Source organism: Micromonospora carbonacea, assembly GCF_014205165.1.
GTDB classification, from domain to species: domain Bacteria; phylum Actinomycetota; class Actinomycetes; order Mycobacteriales; family Micromonosporaceae; genus Micromonospora; species Micromonospora carbonacea.
Genome location: NZ_JACHMZ010000001.1, coordinates 6,344,140 through 6,361,742, shown reverse-complemented (window position 1 = coordinate 6,361,742; position 17,603 = coordinate 6,344,140). Strand labels below are relative to the sequence as shown.

14 protein-coding genes are annotated in these 17,603 nt (G+C 75.1%); 5 read left to right on the top strand and 9 right to left on the bottom strand.

Annotated elements, in window-relative coordinates; translation table 11 throughout:
- Positions 1 to 14 precede the first annotated feature (14 nt).
- Positions 15 to 299: a phosphopantetheine-binding protein gene (locus HDA31_RS26460; RefSeq protein WP_074475146.1), complete on the top strand. Its 285-nt coding sequence runs from the start codon at positions 15 to 17 to the stop codon at positions 297 to 299.
- Positions 296 to 1,261: a transglutaminase-like domain-containing protein gene (locus HDA31_RS26455; RefSeq protein WP_178063151.1), complete on the top strand. Its 966-nt coding sequence runs from the start codon at positions 296 to 298 to the stop codon at positions 1,259 to 1,261. The genes HDA31_RS26460 and HDA31_RS26455 overlap by 4 nt, the downstream gene beginning before the upstream one ends.
- Here HDA31_RS26455 and HDA31_RS26450 read toward each other — a convergent pair.
- Positions 1,258 to 3,963 carry an excinuclease ABC subunit UvrA gene (locus HDA31_RS26450; protein ID WP_221486693.1) on the bottom strand — a complete coding sequence of 902 codons (2,706 nt, stop codon included), beginning with the start codon at positions 3,961 to 3,963 and terminating at the stop codon, positions 1,258 to 1,260. The genes HDA31_RS26455 and HDA31_RS26450 overlap by 4 nt on opposite strands.
- A gap of 672 nt (positions 3,964 to 4,635) precedes the next feature.
- Between HDA31_RS26450 and HDA31_RS26445 the strand changes: the two genes are divergently transcribed.
- The 3 genes from HDA31_RS26445 to HDA31_RS26435 all read left to right on the top strand — a co-directional run bounded on the left by HDA31_RS26445 (position 4,636) and on the right by HDA31_RS26435 (position 7,783).
- A complete protein-coding gene (locus tag HDA31_RS26445) occupies positions 4,636 to 6,003 on the top strand; it encodes an aldehyde dehydrogenase family protein (RefSeq protein WP_178063152.1) in 1,368 nt (455 codons plus the stop codon).
- 102 nt (positions 6,004 to 6,105) lie between these two features.
- On the top strand, positions 6,106 to 6,966 hold the full coding sequence (locus HDA31_RS26440) for a transglutaminase domain-containing protein (RefSeq protein ID WP_178063153.1): 861 nt from the start codon (positions 6,106 to 6,108) through the stop codon (positions 6,964 to 6,966).
- Between the two features lie 142 nt (positions 6,967 to 7,108).
- Entirely contained in the window at positions 7,109 to 7,783 is a 675-nt protein-coding gene (locus HDA31_RS26435) for a helix-turn-helix transcriptional regulator (RefSeq protein WP_178063154.1), read from the top strand.
- On the opposite strand, the gene HDA31_RS26430 is transcribed toward HDA31_RS26435, so the two are convergent.
- Genes HDA31_RS26430 through HDA31_RS26395 form a run of 8 tightly spaced genes read right to left on the bottom strand, consistent with a single transcriptional unit; the run spans position 7,784 to position 17,433 of the window.
- Positions 7,784 to 8,833 (bottom strand): alcohol dehydrogenase catalytic domain-containing protein, encoded by a 1,050-nt coding sequence (locus HDA31_RS26430; RefSeq protein ID WP_178063155.1) that lies wholly within the window; start codon positions 8,831 to 8,833, stop codon positions 7,784 to 7,786.
- A complete protein-coding gene (locus HDA31_RS26425; RefSeq protein WP_178063156.1) occupies positions 8,830 to 10,686 on the bottom strand; it encodes a cellulase family glycosylhydrolase in 1,857 nt (618 codons plus the stop codon). Before HDA31_RS26425 ends, HDA31_RS26430 begins: the two co-directional genes overlap by 4 nt.
- A 4-nt stretch (positions 10,687 to 10,690) precedes the next feature.
- Positions 10,691 to 11,824, bottom strand: coding sequence for a DegT/DnrJ/EryC1/StrS family aminotransferase (locus HDA31_RS26420; protein WP_246384316.1), 1,134 nt, complete (start codon positions 11,822 to 11,824; stop codon positions 10,691 to 10,693).
- 29 nt (positions 11,825 to 11,853) lie between these two features.
- Complete coding sequence (locus HDA31_RS26415) at positions 11,854 to 12,897, bottom strand: glycosyltransferase family 4 protein (protein ID WP_178063158.1); 1,044 nt, start codon at positions 12,895 to 12,897, stop codon at positions 11,854 to 11,856.
- Complete coding sequence (locus HDA31_RS26410) at positions 12,894 to 13,853, bottom strand: NAD-dependent epimerase/dehydratase family protein (protein ID WP_074475138.1); 960 nt, start codon at positions 13,851 to 13,853, stop codon at positions 12,894 to 12,896. The genes HDA31_RS26415 and HDA31_RS26410 overlap by 4 nt, the downstream gene beginning before the upstream one ends.
- On the bottom strand, positions 13,846 to 15,156 hold the full coding sequence (locus HDA31_RS26405) for a nucleotide sugar dehydrogenase (protein WP_178063159.1): 1,311 nt from the start codon (positions 15,154 to 15,156) through the stop codon (positions 13,846 to 13,848). The genes HDA31_RS26410 and HDA31_RS26405 overlap by 8 nt, the downstream gene beginning before the upstream one ends.
- The gene (locus HDA31_RS26400; RefSeq protein ID WP_178063160.1) at positions 15,153 to 16,703 is read right to left on the bottom strand and encodes a class I adenylate-forming enzyme family protein; all 1,551 of its coding nucleotides are present in this window, start codon (positions 16,701 to 16,703) and stop codon (positions 15,153 to 15,155) included. Before HDA31_RS26400 ends, HDA31_RS26405 begins: the two co-directional genes overlap by 4 nt.
- The gene (locus HDA31_RS26395; RefSeq protein WP_074475135.1) at positions 16,693 to 17,433 is read right to left on the bottom strand and encodes a nucleotidyltransferase family protein; all 741 of its coding nucleotides are present in this window, start codon (positions 17,431 to 17,433) and stop codon (positions 16,693 to 16,695) included. Before HDA31_RS26395 ends, HDA31_RS26400 begins: the two co-directional genes overlap by 11 nt.
- Between the last annotated feature and the right edge of the window lie 170 nt (positions 17,434 to 17,603).

Sequence of the window (17,603 nt, the reverse complement as noted above, 5' to 3'; positions counted from 1 at the left end):
GACAGGTGGGGACAATGACCGACGACATCGGCGAGCTGATGTCGGTCGTCGCGCACACGATGGGCGACGTGCTGCTGCGTGCGCCGCTGGCGCCGACCGAGGACTTCTTCGACTGCGGCGGCGACTCGATGCGGGCCGTCGAGGTGCTCTCCCGGCTGATCGAGCGCTACGAGCCGGTGGGCGAGGACGCCGTCGAGCGGCTCCGTTCCGAGCTCCTCACGGCGATCTTCGACGACGCCAGCCCCGCCGCGCTGGCCTCGGTCATCGTCGACCACCGGGGCGTCGAGGTGGAGACGTGACGGCGGCCCCGCGCGACGACGTGGCGGCCGGGGCCGGACCCGCCGCGATCGACGAGCTCGCCTACTACGCCGCGCAGAGCCCGGTCACCGACCCGGGACCGCAGGCCGCCCGCCTGGTCGACCTGCCGGCCGACCCGCTGGCCGTGCGCGCCGTGGTACGCGGGCTGTTCACCCACTTCCGCTCCACCGACCTGGCCGCCCTCGGCATCCCGGCCGGCCGGCTGGCCGAGGTCGACCTGCGCTACTCCGAGGCGATGCTGCGGCGCATCGTCGAGCTCGACGACCGGCCGATCGTCGAGGAGCGCCCGCCCAACCGGCGGATGGTCGGCAGCTGCCGCGACTACGCGGTGCTCTACCTGACCCTGCTGCGCCACGCCGGTGTGCCGGCCAGGGCCCGGGCCGGCTTCGCCTCGTACATCATCCCGGGCTGCACCATCGACCACGAGCTCGTCGAGGTGTGGGACGCCGGGCAGCGCCGCTGGCGTCGGGTCGACGTCGAGCTGCCCGACGTGCACGTCGACGAGACCGACGGGGTGAGCTTCAGCTCGTCGGACGTCCCGCCCGACCGCTTCATCGTCGCCGGCGACGCCTGGCTGCGCTGCCGCAGCGGGCTGGCCGACCCGATGTCGTTCGTCGTCGACCCCGACTTCGAGGACGGGCTCACGAAGGGCTGGCCGTTCCTGCGGCACAACCTGGTCGACGACCTGGCCGGGCTGAACAAGGTGGAGATGCTGCGCTGGGACTACTGGGGCATGACCCGCCACGGCGAGATCAACGCCGCGGACGCCGCGCTGCTCGACCGGGTGGCCGCGGTGACCACCCCGGAGGTCCCCTTCGACGAGGCCAGACGGCTGTACGCGGGGGAACCCGAGCTGCTCACCGTGCCCCGGCGGGTGCTCAGCTACAGCCCGTCCGCGCCTACCCCCGTCGAGGTGGAGCTGGTCGGCGGACTGGGCGGCTAGCGACGCCCCGGCGTCTCCGGGGCGGGCCGGCGGGCCGCGGTCAGCGCGAGCTGACGGGCCAGGTAGGGCGCGATCGCGCTGTCCGGGTGGGTGGCGAGCAGCTCCGGCGGGCCGGCCGCGACCAGCCGGCCCCCATCCTCGCCGCCGCCCGGTCCGAGATCGACGAGCCAGTCGCTCGCGGCGGCGAACTCCACGCTGTGCTCGATGACGACCACCGTGTTGTCCCGGTCGACCAGGTCGTGCAGGACGTCGAGCAGCACCTGGACGTCGGAGAAGTGCAGGCCGGTGGTGGGCTCGTCGATCAGGTAGAGGGTCCCGCCCTCGTCGCGCCGGAGCAGCTCGCGGGCGAGCTTCAGCCGTTGCGCCTCCCCGCCGCTGAGGGTGCCGGTGTCCTGCCCGAGCCGCAGATAGCCGAGCCCCACCTGGGACAGCGTGCGGAGCGGACCGGAGATCGCCGGTGCGTCGGCGTAGAGCTCGATCGCCTCTCCGACCTCCAGGGCGAGGGTCTCGGCGATCGTGCGTCCCCGGTGGGTGATCTCCAGGACGCGCGCCGAGTACCGCAGGCCGTCGCAGGACGGGCAGCGCACCGAGACGTCGGCGAGGAACAGCATCTCGATCCGCACCGCGCCCTTGCCCGCGCAGCGGTCGCAGCGCCCGCCCGCCTCGGTGTTGAAGCTGAACATCGCCGTGGAGTACCCGCGCCGCACGGCCTCGTCGGTGCCGGCGAACAGCTTGCGGATCTCGTCGAACACCCCCAGGTAGGTCGCGGGCGTCGACCGGGACGAGCCGCCGATCGAGTCCTGCGTCACGGTCGTCACCCGGCGGACGTGCTCCGCGCCGCGGAGCCGGTCGAACGGGCCGACGGGGGTGCGCCGCCACCGCACCGCGGCGTCGACGGCCGGCTGGAGCGTCCGGGTGATCAGGGAGCTCTTGCCGCTCCCGCTCACGCCGGTGACGCAGGTCAGCACCCCGATCGGGATGATGAGATCGACGCCGCGCAGGTTGTTCAGCCGGGCGCCGGTCAGTTCCAGCCTGCGGTCGTCCGGGCGGCGGCGCTCCGGCCGGGGCGAGACCACCGCCCGCTCGTTGCGAAGGTACGCGCTGGTGGCCGACGTGCCGTGGGCGACGACCTCGGCGGTCGGACCGGACGCGACGACCAGGCCGCCGCGCGTCCCGGCGCCCGGCCCCATGTCGACCAGGTGGTCGGCCGCCTCCATCGTCTCCCTGTCGTGCTCGACGACGAGCACCGTGTTGCCCGCGTCGGCCAGCCGGCGCAGCATCCCGATCAGCCGCCCGTTGTCCCGCGCGTGCAGGCCGATCGACGGCTCGTCCAACACGTAGACGACGCCGACCAGACCCGATCCGAGCTGCCGGGCCAGCCGGAGCCGCTGGCCCTCGCCGGCCGAGAGCGTGGGCGCGGCGCGGTCGAGCGAGAGATAGTGCAGGCCCACCTCGAGGAGGAACTCGACCCGGGCGTCGACCTGGTCGAGCAGTTCGGCGGAGAGCGCGGCCAGGTAGTTGCCCGCCAGCTCGGCGCGGACCTCGCCGACCCAGTCCCGCAGCCGGGAGACCGCCAGCCCGTTGACCTCCGCGATGTTGCGGCCGGCCAGGCGCACCGCGAGCGCCTCCGCACAGTGCCGGGTGCCGCCGCAGGCACCGCACTGCCGCTGGACCATGAAGCCCTGGTAGAACGCCTTGCGCTCGGGCGAGTCGGCATCCCTGAACAGCCGCTCGATGTGCTCGGTCAGATCGCCCAGGATCCGGTCGGCGGCCGCGGCGGCCAGATCCTCCCAGGGGGTGTCCAGGCCCGCCCCCGCCTCGGCCAGCAGGTCCGGCAGATTCCGCTGCGGCCACCAGGTCTTCTTGCCCCGGCGGCGGTCGCCGTAGAAGGTGAGCGCTCCGGAGCGGACCGACTCGCGGGCGTCGCCGACGAGCCGCGCGGTGTCGACGCGGTAGGTGAAGCCGAGCCCCTGGCAGTGGTCGCACATCCCGGCCGGCGAGTTCGGCGTGAACCACTCCGACGACGTCGCGTGCACCTCGGTGCCGCAGTGCGGGCAGACCCAGCCGGCCGCGAGGTGCCGCACCGGCGTCCGATCCCGCAGCACGGTCAGCCGCCGCTCGGCCCGCAGCTCCCGTTCGACGAGGAGCCCGGCGTCGGCCAGCGTGTCGGCGTCCGGGGCGGCGTTCAGCCGCAGCACCTCGGTCTCGCCGCCGTCCGGCTCGGCGGCCACCAGCCGTACCGGCCCCTCGGCCGCAGCCTCGGCCAGCGCGGCGAGGTGCGCGGCGGTGTCCAGCGGCGCGACCCCGGTGCCGCACTTGCGGCAGTCGTGCCGTCCGGTACGGGCGAAGAGCAGGCGCAGGCGGTCGGAGATCTCGGTGATCGTGCCGACGTTCGACCGTGGGTTGCGGCTGATCGTCCGCTGCTCGATCGCCACGGTCGGGCTCAGGCCGCTGACCCAGTCGACCGTGGGCCTGGCGACCTTCGGCAGCCTGCGCCGCACGTGCGCGGAGAGGCTGTCGAGGTACTGCCGATGTCCCTCGGCGTAGATCGTGTCGAACGCCAGCGACGACTTGCCGCTGCCGGAGACTCCGGTGACGACGGTCAGGCCGCCCCGGGGCAGGGACAACTCCCCGATCCGCAGGTTGTGCTGGCGGACACCGCGGAGCACGATGCGATCCGGGTCCCGCACGTGTTCACCCATCGGCTGTCCCTTCCGGTGCTGCGCGGGGCGTTCTCGGCCACCCGGCCGGCGCGGGCGGGGGCGGGCTGCGGGTCACCCCGCCGCCACCCGGGCGGCGGGCACGCAACGGCGCGGAGGCCGCCGCCGTCGACACCGTCGCGCGTGGAGGTCACCATTGACCGTCCACAAAGGAGCCGCGAGCGCTCATCGGGAAACCCTAGGCGAGGCCGATCCGATTGGCGAGTGCCTATTCGGGGATGCCCTCTGGCCTGCCACATCGGGGCACGGGCCGGCCGGTCTGACGACCTCGTGCCGCCCCGGCACGCCTGATACGGTTGCCGGGCACTGCTCCGGACACCCTGCGCCCGGCCACCGCAGGAACCCTGCGAGCTCCGGGGTCCTGTGCGAAAACTCGGCTCCGCGCGATGAGCACGACGTGCCGGTGCTGACGGCGACGCCGCGCTGCTCCGCACGAGCGGCGAGCCGACCGCGGCGCCGGGCCCGACGATTTTGAATCGCGCGTCGCGTCCGGCTCGGCGGCCCACTTCACCACTGCTCCGGAAAGCGGGGAGGTCTCGCAATGGACGACCGAGATGCGGCCGAGGCGCGACGCGTCGCGGCGGATGCCGGGGAGCAGTGCCCGCTGAGCCCGGGGCGTCCCGTGGCGGCGGGCGTGACCGGGGACGGCCCGGCGTGAGCGCGCTCGCCGTGGTGGACCCGGCCACCGGTGCCGTGTTCGCCTCTGCGCCGGCCTGCACCACGGCGGAGCTCGACGCCACGGTCGCCGCCGCCGCGGCGGCCGCTCCCGGGTGGGCCGCGCTCCCGCTCGACGAGCGCCGCGCCCGGCTGCGTGCCTGCGGGGCGGCGCTCGCCGACGCCGCCGAGGAGGTCGCCGCGCTGCTCAGCCGCGAGCAGGGCAAGCCGCTGGCCGCCGCGCGCGCCGAGGTGGACCTGGCCGCCGGCTGGTTCGGGCACACCGCCGATCTGCCCGGCACCGACGAGGTGGTGGCCGCGGGCCCCACGGCGTCGATCATGATCGGCCGGGTGCCGCACGGTGTGGTGGCCGCGATCGCCCCCTCGAACTTCCCGATCATCCTGGCGGTGTGCAAGGTCGCACCGGCGCTGCTGGCGGGCAACGCGGTGGTGCTCAAGCCGTCGCCGGAGACGCCGCTCGCCACGCTGCGGACGGGCGAGCTGCTCGCGCCGCACCTGCCCCCCGGCGTGCTGTCGGTCCTCTCCGGCGACCACGCGCTGGGGCAGGCGCTGACCACGCACCCGGGCATCGACATGGTGTCGTTCACCGGCTCGGTGGGCACCGGGCAGGCGATCGCCGAGCAGGCCGCGGGCCGCTTCCTGCCGGTGGTGCTCGAGCTGGGGGGCAACGACGCCGCGGTGGTGCTGCCCGACGCCGACGTGACGGCGCTGGCCCCGGCGTTGTTCGCCGGTGCGATGGTCAACAGCGGCCAGTTCTGCGCGGCCGTCAAGCGGATCTACGTCAGCGGCGCGCAGGCCGGCGAGCTGGTCACCGCGTTGGCGAAGCTGGCCGCGGCGGCGGTCGTCGGCGACGGCGGCGACCCGGCCACCGAGTACGGCCCGCTGGTGAGCCGGGCCCAGCTCGACCGCGTCAGCGCGCTGGTGGACGAGGCCGCCGCCGCCGGCGCGCGGGTGGTGACCGGCGGCGCCCGGTTGCCCCGGCCCGGCTGGTTCTATCCGCCGACCATCGTCACCGACCTCCCGCCCGGCACCGACCTGGAGCTGGAGGAGCAGTTCGGCCCGGTGATCCCGGTGATCGCCTACGACGACCTCGACGAGGCGATCGCCCGGGCCAACGGCACGCGCTACGGGCTCGGCGCGTCGCTCTGGGGTGACGCCGGGCGTGCCCGTGCGCTGGCGGGCCGGCTGACCTGCGGCACCGTGTGGATCAACACGCACGGGGCGCTGCGCCACGACACCCCGTTCGGTGGGGTGCGCAGCTCCGGGGCCGGCGTCGAGTACGGCTGGTGGGGGCTGCTCGAATACACGCGGATCAAGGTCGTCCACGAGCTCCATCCGGGAGGGTGACTCCCCTCCGCATCCGACACCGGCGGCTCGGCTGCGGTGGGGCCGCTACCCTGGCGGGGCGGCTCCCGCCCGCCCGAACACCCGCGCCGACCGAGGACGTGCATGTCAAGCAGCTGGTCCGTGCACAGCGCCTACTCCGATCCCGGCCGCCACCGGGCGCTGTTCGCGGAGCTGCGCGGCGAGGTGCCGCGCATCTGCGCGGCCGCGCGCAACGTCATCGCGCACTATCGCATCGAGCTGCCCGAGCTGCCCCCGGCGCGGCACGACGAGATTCACAGCCGCTGGTTGGAGGCCATCCTGGAGCTCGACCAGGAGCGCCACCCGGGGCCGCTGACGACGCCGAGGGCGACCGCGGAGAAGGTCGCCGGCTGCTGCCGCGACCACGTGCTGTTCGTCGTCGGCGCGCTGCGCGACCGTGGCGTGGCGGCGCGCAGCCGCGTCGGGTTCGCCTCCTACCTGGCCGAGGGCTACTTCCTGGACCACGTCGTCGCGGAATACCGGGCCGGCGACCGGTGGCGTCGCGTCGACCCCGAGTTCGCCCCCGGCTCGGTCGAGTTCGACGTCGAGGACATGCCCACCGGGCCGGGCGCCCCGTTCCGGACGGCGGCCCAGGTCTGGCTGGCCCACCGGTCGGGGGAGACCGACGCCGAGCTGTACCGGGTGTCCCCGGAGTCGGAGCTGGGTGGGCCAGGGTTCATCCGCGACTGCGTGGTCACCGAGCTCGCCCACCGGCAGAAGGACGAGCTGCTGCTCTGGGACGCCTGGGGCGACGCGGCGCACCAGGTCGACGACCCGCTGGTCGACGAGCTGGCCGAGCTGCTCGTCCGGGCCGACGCCGGCGACGACACCGCCGAGCGCGAGCTGGCCCGGCGCTACCGCGACGACCCGCGCCTGCACCCCGGCGACGCCGTCACCCAGTACTCCCCCTACGGCCAGCCGCCCCGCGCGGTCCGGCTGCGCTGAACCGTCGACGGTCGACGCCATAGCCGTTCGCGCAGGGTCATCCGTGCGCTCGTCCGGATCTTCCGGTTGGCCGCCCGGAGAGCGACCCTGGTCACGGGATCATGAGTCGAAGCCGGAGCGACACGATTCGGGAGACGGTCACATGGCGAATGCGGACTCGATCAATCAAACGGTACGGCCCGCCGACGTCCCGGCCCCGATCGGGGTGGCCGTGCTGGTCGGCAACGAGGTCACCCGACGGGGTCTCGAGTCGATCCTGACCGACCTGCCGGGGGTCGCCGAGGTCTCCTACCACCTGGGTGTGGCCGAGGCCCAGGCTGCGCTCGCGACCGGACGGGTCGACGTCCTGCTGGTCACCAGCTCGGCCGGCAGGGCGGCGCTGTCGGTGGCCGGGGGCGGGGCCAGGGTCCTGGTCCTGGTCGACGACGGCAGCGGCGTCCAGGAGCTGTTCGGCGTCGCGACGCGCCCGCCCGACGGCATCGTGCTGCTGGCCGACCTGACGCCGGACGGGCTGGCCGAGGCGCTGCACCGGACCGCGACCGGGCAGACCCACGTGCCCGACCGGCTGGCCCGCGAGCTGATGGACCAGGCCCGGGTGGAGCTGTCGACGCCGACGCACCCGGCACGGCTCACCGCCCGGGAGAGCGAGGCGATGGGGCTGATGGCCGAGGGCATGAGCAACAAGCAGATCGCCGGACGCCTGGGCATCTCCAGCCACGGGGCCAAGCGGCTGGTGGCCAGCCTGATGCTCAAGCTCGGCTCGCCGAACCGCACCGCGGCCGTGGTCAACGCGATCAAGTCCGGCCTGGTCCGGTGATCAGAACGGGTCCGCCGACGGCAGCAGGATGACCTTGTCGGCGACCCGCGTGTCGAACAGCTCGTAGCCGCGGGCCGCCTCGGCCAGCGGCAGCCGGTGCGAGACCAGGGCGCTCGGGTCGACCCGACCGGTGCGCAGCAGCGCCATCACCGGGTCGCGGGAGCGGATCGGGTTCCCCACCGCGAACCGCAGGGTGAGTTCCTGGACGAACGCCCGGCCGGCCGGGAAGGCGACGTCGTCGGCGCCGTGCGCGCCGACGACCAGCACCGTGCCGTGCGGCCCCGCCGCGTCGACCGCGCAGGCCAGCGCCGCCCCGGAACCGACCGCCTCGATGACGACCGCGGCCTCGTCCCGGCCGCGCATCCGTTGCATCGTCGCGGCGAGCCGTTCGGGCTCCACCACCGCCGGCACCAGCGCGCCGGCCCGCTCCCGCCGGGCCGGGTCGACGTCGCAGACCACGACCGTGGCGCCCAGTTCGGCGGCGCACAGGGCGGCCATCAGCCCGACCGGCCCGGCCCCGACGACCCCGACCAGGCGGTCCGGCCCGACGTGCGCGTCGGTGACCGCGGCGTGGGCGGTGGCCAGGACGTCCCCGGCGAACAGCGCCTGCTCGTCGGTGACCGCCGCCGGCACCGGCCCCAGCACGACGTCGGCGAACGGCACCCGGACGTACTCGGCCTGCCCGCCGGCGACGGCGTCGCCGACGACGGTGGAGTAGCCGAACAGCGTCGCCGACGGGCAGTGGTAGTGCCAGCCGCGCGCGCACCGCGGACACCGGCCGCAGCCGATGAGGTACGAGGCGACGACCCGCTCGCCGACCGCGAACGGCACCTGCGACCCACGCTCGGTGACCACCCCGGCGAATTCGTGCCCGAGCACGGTGCCCGGGGCGAAGCCGGGCATCTCGCCGCGGTAGGGGTGCAGGTCGCTGCCGCAGATCGCGGCGCGGGTGACCCGCACGACGGCGTCGCGTTCGGACTCCAGCCGGGGCATCGGCAGGTCGTCGACGACCTCGACGTGCCGCGGGCCGCGGTAGACGACCCCCCTCATGCCATGCCCACCGTGGTCGAGGCCGCCCTGCGGGGGGTCATCGGGAGTCGTGCCACGGTCCAGCCCTTCTCGGTGAGGTCGACGACCAGATCCGCGTCGGGGTCGTCGCCGTCGCGGCCGACCCGCACGGTCACCGCGCGGTCGCGGTGGTTGACCAGGGCGACGCCGCCGTCGACCGGCACGACCTCGACCTCCGGGTCCGAGCAGCGCACGACGGGACCGACCCCGGCCAGCTCGGTGAGCCGCCGGTAGAACCGTTCCCACGGGGCGAGCGCGAACCGCCCGGCCGCGTCGAGCTGGCGTTCGAACGGGACGTTGGTGAACACCAGCCGGCCCGCGCCGACGGCGTTGACCACGACGGCGGGCGTGCCGTCCGGGTACGTGGCCAGCACCCGGCCGGAGGTCGCCCGGAGCGTGGTGGGCACCGCGCCCGCGACGGCCCAGTCCACCGGCAGCACCTCGCCGTCCCAGCGGATCTCCTGCCGGTCCCGGCCGGTCAGGTCGTAGTCGACGATCTCGGCGCCGACCAGCTCCGCCCCCGGGAAGCCGTGCAGGTGGTCACCCAGCGAGTAGTACACGGTGGCCCCCCGGTGCAGGGCGGCCCGCAGGTGCTCCAGGTCGGCAAGCGTCACCTGGTCGACCGACGGGCAGACCAGCAGGCGGTGCCCGGCGGCCGGAGCCGCCACCACGTCCGCGTCCACGTGCAGGCGTTTGAGCAACAGGTAGGCGAAGAACGGCGAGACGGCGTCGCGGTGGGGATCCAGGTAGGACCCGCCGCCGGCGGGCCGCCCGGTCACCGGCCACACCGCGACCCTGGCCGGTCCGGCCGTGCGGACCAGCGCCGGCGCGGCGTCGACGACCTGCCGGTAGGCCGCCATGGCCGGCTTGGGCGTCCCGTCGGCGCGGTGCAGCCCGACCATGCGCTCGGCCGGGCGTCGGTCGTAGGGCTCGGCGGTGGAGGTGCTGTCCTGCCAGCACCACACGATCACCCCGGCCGCGCCGTTGGCCAGCACCGAGGCGGCCGAGGCGCGCAGGTACGCCGCGGCGACCTCGTCGCTCGCGCCGTAGGTCCCGAGCTCGTCGACCAGGGCCACCCCGTACGCGCCGGCCAGCCGGGCCAGGAACGCCGGCAGCTGGGTGGCCTTCGGCGACAGCGTGGACTCGATGTGCCCGGGCGACCAGAGCGGGAACCCGTGCACCGCCAGCAGGTCGAGGACCCGGCCGGTGGCCGGCCCGAAGGCCGACCCGCCGAGCACGGTCAGCGCGTTGTTGGCCTGGCAGACCAGCACCTCGGGGGCCACCTGCCGGATCGCGCCGACCAGCCGTCCGTACCAGTGGGCGACCTCGGCCGACGTCAGCGTCGCGGCCTCGTCCGGGTCCACGTTGGAGATCTCGTCGCCCAGGTCGAGCGCGAGGACGTTCGCGCGGTCGGCGACCGTGGCGGCCACCGCTCGCACGAACGTCTCCTGGGCCGCCAGCATCTCCGGGTCGCGCCACAGGCTGCGCCCGCCCCGCCACGGCAGGTCCAGCAGTTGGCCGTTCATGAACAGGGTCAACACCGACAGCACGCAGCTCAGCCCGGCGGCGTCGGCCAGCTCGACCAGTCGGCGCAGCCGGGCCAGCGCCTGCGCGTCAACGTGCCCGGGCTCCGGGTGGAAGTCGCGCCAGAAGACGAACACCCGGACGGTGTTGAGGCCGGCGTCGGCGATCCGGCGCAGGTCGGCCGCGACGACGTCGGGATCCCAGTCGACCCACAGCCGGCAGCCGGCACGGACCGGGAAGTAGGTGACCCCGAGGGCGGTGAACGGCTCGTCGTCACGCAGCAGACGGCCCTCGCGCAGGCGGAACGTCATCGCGTCAGCCCTCCCGCGCGGGGGTGCGCAGCGCGGCCGCCAGGGTGTGCACGACCCGCCGCACGTCGTCCTCATCCATCCCGCGATGCAGCGGCAGCGACAGCAGCCGGTCGGCGATGGCGTCGGTGACCGGCAACGGGCTGGCCGCGGCGGCGTAGTAGCTGAGCCGGTGCATCGGCGGGTAGTGCACCGAGGTCTGCACGCCCGCGGCGAGCAGCGCGGCGCGTACCGGACCGCGGTCGGTCCCGGCGGGCAGCACGACCGGCATCAGGTGGTGTGCGGAATCCTCGGCCCCCCGGTCGGCGAACGGCACGACCAGCCCGGGCAGCGCGCCGAGCAGGTCGCGGTAGCCGGCGGTGAGCGCCCGTCGGATCCGGCGGTCGACGCCGAGCCGGCCCAGCTGGACCCGGCCGATCGCCGAGGTCAGGTCGGTCGGCCGGTAGTTCAGCCCGAGGTCGGCGACGTCGTAGCCACCGGACCCGCCGGTCATCCGCTGCTGCGGCGAGGTGCCGATGGAGTGCGAGCGCATCCGGCGGATCCGGTCGAGCAGCGCGGGGTCGCGGGCCAGCACCATGCCGCCCTCGCCCGCGGTGACGTTCTTGGTGGCGTGGAAGCTGAAGCAGCCGACGTCGCCCCAGGTGCCCAGCATCCGGCCGGCCACGCACACGCCCGGCGCGTGCGCGCTGTCCTCGATCAACCGCAGTCGACCGGCCCGGCACAGCTGCGCCAGCGCGGCGATGTCGGCCTGGTAGCCGGCGTAGTGCACGGTGATCACCGCCCGGGTCCGGGGGGTGATCAGCCGTTCCACCTCGGCCGCGGTCAGCACCGGGTCCCCGGCCGCGCGCACGTCGGCGAACACCGGCGTGGCCCGGTGCAGGGCGACGACCTCGGCGGCGGCGACGAAGCCCAGCGCAGGGATGATCACCTCGTCGCCCGGGCCCAGGTCGAGCGCGGCGACGGCCAGGTGCAGCGCGGCGGTCCCGCTGCTCACCGCCACCGCCTGCGGGGCGTCGTGGGCCGCGGCGAACTCCTGCTCGAACGCCTCGGTCACCGGCCCGGCCGACAGCCAGCCGGAGCGCAGCACGGCGACCACGGCGTCGATCTCCTCCTGACCGATCACCGGGTCGGCCAGCCGCACCGCGGCATCCGTCGCGGTGCCCGCCGCCGTCACCGCTCACCGCCGGAGACCGGGAGCCGCGCGGACTCCGTCGGGTAGCCCGCCGCCACCGCGGCCGCCACCTGCGCCCAGGTGTTCTCCCGTCCGACGCGCCGGCGGCCCGCCGCGCCCATCGCGCGGCGTCTCGGCTCGTCGGCCAGCAGGCCGACCAGCGCCTCCGCCAGCGCGCCGGGTTCGGCGTCGACCACCAGGCCGTCCACGCCGTGCCGGACCACCTCGCGCGCGCCCTGGAACGGGCCGCTGACCACCGGCGTGCCGCAGGCCCAGGCCTCGACGAAGACCAGCGGGTACACGTCGGAGGTCGAGGGCAGGCAGAGCAGGTCCGCGGCGGCCAGCAGCTCGTGCTTGACCGTGGCGTCGACGACGCCGAAGTCGTGCAGCCCGTCGGCGGTCGAGGTGGCCGGGCCGTCCGCACCCGGTCCGGCCAGCCAGAACGCCGTCCCCGGGCGGCTGCGCCGGACCAGCGGCGCGGCCGCGAGCAGCACCGGGTAGCCCTTGAACGCGGTCCGGCGGCTCAGGAACAGCACGGTTCCGGTGGCCCCCGCGAAGCGGGCCCGCAGCCCGCTCGGGTCCACCGCCCCGTCCAGGTGCGGGGCCTGCGGGACGTACCGGATCGCCGCCGGGTCCGCTCCGGCGGCGACGACGTTGTCGGCCTCGGCACTGGTCAGCACGTAGACCGCGGCGGCCGCCCGGCAGGCCGCCCGCCCCAGCTCGGGATCGGGCCAGAGCTCGACGGCGGTCGCCGGGGTGAGCACGAACGGGCACCCGAGGTCGGTGGCGGTGCTCAGCGCCACCGCCACCTGCTTCGGGCGGGCGAGGTCGAAGGCGTGGACCACGTCCGGGCGGCCGAACTCGCGCGGGTCGGCGATGCGCGGCCACGGGCCGGCGTCCGGCGGCTGCGGTGGCAGCGAGTCGGTCAGCACGGCGCCCGTGTGCCCGTGCACCGCGAGGTGCTCGGCGGTCTTCCAGGCCATCCGCTCGGCCCCGCTCCACTCGCCGCCGTAGCCGCCGAAGGCGATCAGGACCCGGCTCACGACGCGCTCCGGTGCGCCGCGTACCAGTCGAACGTCGCCCGCAGCCCGGCGTCGAGGGTGACGGCCGGCTCGTAGCCGGTCAGCCCACGCAGCCGGGTCAGGTCGGGCAGCCGGCGGCGCGGGCCGCCGGGGACCGGCCGCACGGCGAACTCGGGGCGCAGCCCGGCGAGGGCGCAGATCCGTCGGGCGAGGTCGAGGATCTCGACCTCCTCCCGGTCGTTGCCGATGTTGACGACCAGCGGATCCGGCTCAGGCAACGCGCACAGCCGCAGCACCGCCTCGACCGCGTCGTCGACGTGGCAGAACGCCCTGGTCTGCTGCCCGCCGTAGAGCGGGAACGGGTCGGTGCCGGCCAGGGCCCGCTCGATCAGCTGCGGCACCACGTGCTCGTTGCCCATCCGTGGGCCGTAGACGTTGTAGAAGCGGGCCACCCGCACCCGGCCCGGCGGGCCGGCGTGCAGGAACAGGTACTCGGCGACGAGCTTGCTCAACGCGTAGGACGTGCGCGGCGATCGCGGCTCGCCCAGCACGAACGGCGCGTCCTCCGGGACCGGCAGTTCGGCCAGCCCCGCGGTCGCGGCGCCGTCGCCGACCTCGCTGGTGGAGCTGAGGAACAGCACGCTCGGCTGGGTCCGGGCGCACCAGTCGAGCAGCGAGACGGTGGCCAGCACGTTGGTGCGCATGGTGTGCACCGGCCGGTCGGTGACCCGCTGCACGCCGACCACCCCGGCCAGGTGGTAGACGGCGTCGCACCGGTCGAGGTCCGCGGGCAGCGGTGTGGTCAGGTCGTGGCGGACCAGCTGCACGTCGCCGGCGAGGGCGTGCAGCTCGGGGTCGTCGGCGCCGCGGGAGAAGTCGTCCAGGACGGTGACCTGCACGCCCTCGTCGAGTAGTCGTCGCACCAGGTGCAGGCCGATGAACCCGGCCCCTCCGGTGACCAGGGCGCGGTCAGCCACGGCCGAGCCGCAGGTAGGTGAGCCCCTCGACGCCGGTGAGCTCGGCGTCGAGCAGGCCCCACATGTCGAACACGACGCCGCGGCCGCGCATCCGGCCCAGCAGCTTGTCCGCGGTGAGCGTGGCGTAGCCGGGGTGGTCGGACAGCAGCACGACCGCGTCGGCGTCGGCCACCCCCTCGTCCAGCCCGACCGGTTGGTAGCCGAGCTCGGCGATCCGCTCCGGGCGGACGATCGGGTCGTGGCCGGCCAGCGTGCGTACCCGGCCGCGCAGCAGGGCGGCGACGTCGGTGGCGGCGCTGCCGCGCACGTCGTCGGTCTCCGGGCGGCCCTTGTAGGCGATGCCACACACCAGGACCTTCGCGTCGGCGAGCCGGCCGGGGTCCGGGTCGGTCAGGGCCGCGACCACCCGCTCGACCGCGTGGCCGGGCACGCGCTCGTTGGTCCGCCGGGCCGCGGCGACCATCGGCATCTCGGTGTGGCCGGCCGTGGCCGCGCTGTGCATCAGCAGGTACGGGTCCTTCGTCAGGCAGCTGCCGCCGACGAAGCCGGGTCGGGACAGGTCGGGCCGGGGGTAACGGAGGTTGGCGGAGGCGATCAGCTCGGTGGCGTCCAGGCCAAAGGCCGTGGCGGCCAGCGCCACCTCGTTGCCGAACCCGTAGATGAGGTCGGTGTGCGCGTTGCAGATCAGCTTGATCATCTCGGCGGCCTCCAGCGAGGACACCAGCACGCGGTCCGGGCAGACCGCCGCGAACAGGGCCTCGGCCCGCTTGGCCGAGGCGTCGTCCAGGCCCCCGATGATCTGCGGGAGCGAGGCCAGCTCGGCCATCGCCGAGCCCTGGATGATCCGTTCGGGGCAGAAGGCCAGCAGCGGGGAGGCCGTGACGCGTCGCATGGCCGGCTCGACGAGATCGCGGCAGGTGCCGACGGGCACGGTGCTGCGTACCACGAGCAGCGTGTCCGGGGTGATCCGCGCGGTCGCGGCGGTGACGGCGGCCCGCAGCGGGCCCAGGTCGCAGCGGCCGGTGGCCGGGTCGACCGCGGTGCCCACGCAGATGATCACCGCGTCGGGCGTCGCGTCGGGCAGCCGGTCGGCCACGGTGAGCGCGCCGTCGTCCAGCGCGGCCAGCGCCTCGGCCAGCCCCGGTTCGAAGAACGGCGGCCGGGCGCGCGTCACCGCGTCCCGGACGTCGGGGTTGACGTCCACTCCGACGACGCGGACTCCGGCGCGGGCCAGGGCGACCGCGAGCGGCAGGCCGACGTAGCCGAGTCCGACGACGGCGACCTCTGGCGGGGGTGTGGTCATGTTCGGGTACTCCTCCTCGTGGCGGTGGTGCCGCCCGGCGCACCGGCGCCCCGACCGGCGATCAGGTCCCGCAGCGCGGGGGCGGCGACCTTGCCGAGCGCGGTGCGCGGCAGCCGGTCGACGGCATGGACGTGGTGCGGGACCTCGTAGGCGGTCAGCCGCTGCCGGCAGCCGGCGACCACCGCCGCCGGGTCGGTGCCGGGCGTCAGCTCGACGACGGCGTGGATCTCCTCGTTGCCGCGGGCGTCCGGCAGCCCGCAGACGTGCACCGCGCGCACGCCGGGCAGCTCACCGATCAGCCGCTCCAGCCTGCGCGGGTTGACCTTGCGGCCGCCGACGTTGATGAAGGTCGCCTTGCGGCCGACGATCGTCACGTCCCCGGCGTCGTCGACGTCGACCAGGTCGCCGGTGTCGTAGTAGCCGTCCGGGCGCAGTGCCTCGGCCCCGCCCCGGCCGACGTAGCCGGTGAACATCGTCGAGGTCCGCACCAGCAGACGCCCGGCGGCGGAGCCCCGGACCGGCTCGACCCGCCACCGCACGCCGGGGACGAAGCCGCCGACCCCCTCGGCCGGCCACGGCCGGGACCGGCCGGACTGGCAGGCGATCAGCCCGGTCTCGGTCGAGCCGTAGACCTGGCGGACCGGGCAGCCGAGGCGACCGCCGGCCGCCCCGGCCGCCGCCGGGGTGAGCGGCCCGCCCGAGCAGAGGGCGACCCGCAGCCGGTCCGGCCGGACCCGCCCGTGCAGGAGGTCCGGGACCAGGCCGTACACGAACGGCGTGGCCAGCAGCGCGGTCGCGCCCGCGTCGAGCCCCTCGACCAGGCCGCGCCCGGTGAACCGCACCAGCAGCGCGAGCGTGCCGCCGGACAGCACCGCGGCGCACAGCGCCCCGACGAACCCGAACGAGTGGGCGAGCGGAACGGCGGCCAGGATCGTGTCCCGCTCGTCCAGGCCGAACAGGTCGCGGTAGAGCGCGCCCCCGCGCAACGCCGCTCCCAGCGGGACCGCGGCCACCCGGGGTTCGCCGGTCGATCCGGAGGTCAGTTGCAGCACGGTCGCCGCACCGGGCGTCCGGTCCGGCCACTCCGCCTGCGGCGCGCCGGCGACCAGGTCCTCGACGGCCAGCCGGCGCAGTTCCCCCGTCGCCGCGGGCCGCGGGCCGTCCACCGCCGCCACCACCGCGCCCGGTCGGGCCGCGTACACCGCGGACAACGGGTCGGCCAGGTAGGAGCTGTCGTGCTCGACCAGGACGACGTCGAACCCGGCGGCCAGCAGGCCGAGCAGCACGGCCGCGTGCGCGCCGGTGTTGACCGTCGCCACCACGACCGCGCGGCCGGCGGGCAGCTCGGCGGTCGCGCGGGCGGCCACCCGCCGCGCGGTCGCGGCCAGTTCCCGCCAGGTCGTCCCGGACCAGCCGGCGGCGGTACGCCAGCGGACGGCCGGGGCGTCCGGGCGCTCGTCGGCGTGGGCCGTCAGCCGCTCCCGCAGCGCGGCGACGGCGTCGTGGTCGGCGTGCGGCGCGCACGCCGGGCGGCGGTCAGTTGGCATGCGAGACCCGGAACTCGTCCCGGTCGACGCCGGGTAGGTAGACCTCGGGGGTGTCGGTGAACTCGGCCACCGCCCGCTCGTAGCGGCCCGGGGTGCCGATGTCGTGCCAGCTGCCGGTGAATCGGTAGGCCCCGACCGCCCGGCCCGCGCCGATCAGCGAGGTGATCAGGTCGGGCATGTCGACCACCGACTCCGCGGCGATGAACGAGCGCACGGACGGGTCGACGACGTAGACACCCATGCTGACGTCGACCCGGACGCGGGGCTTCTCGGTCACCCGGCACACCCGGTCGTCGGCGATCTCGAGGGCACCGGAGTCGATCGTCACCTCGGTCTGCCGACAGGCGATCGTCATCGCGCAGCCGCTGCTCCGGTGCACCCGGTGCACGTCGGCGAAGTCCAGGGTGGTGAGCACGTCGCCGTTGAGCACCAGGGCCGGCTCGTCCCAGTCCGCGACCAGCAGCAGCGGGCCGGCGGTGCCCCGGGGCTGGGCGTCCACCGAGAAGTCGACCACCATGCCCTCCGGGATCGCCCCGAACAGGTGCTCGCGGATGGCCGTCTGCAGGTGCGACACACAGAGCGTGACCCGCTCGACCCCGCAACCGCGCAACTGCCGCAGGAGGATGTCGAGCAGCGGCCGGCCCCCGATGTCCATCAGGATCTTCGGTCGCTCCGCGGTGAGCGGCAGCAGGCGCCGCGCCTTGCCCCCGGCGAAGATGATTGCGCGCACATCAACTCCCACTCATCGGGTCGGCCGGGAATCGGCGACGATCAGCGCAAGCGATCGTCGGCAGTTCTTCCGAGCCTCGGCACGAACGCAATTTTCGATCGGTTGCGGTCGGCCCGAAATGCTCGTCCGGGCGCGCCAACAACCGCACATCCCAGCCATAGCCGAAGGTG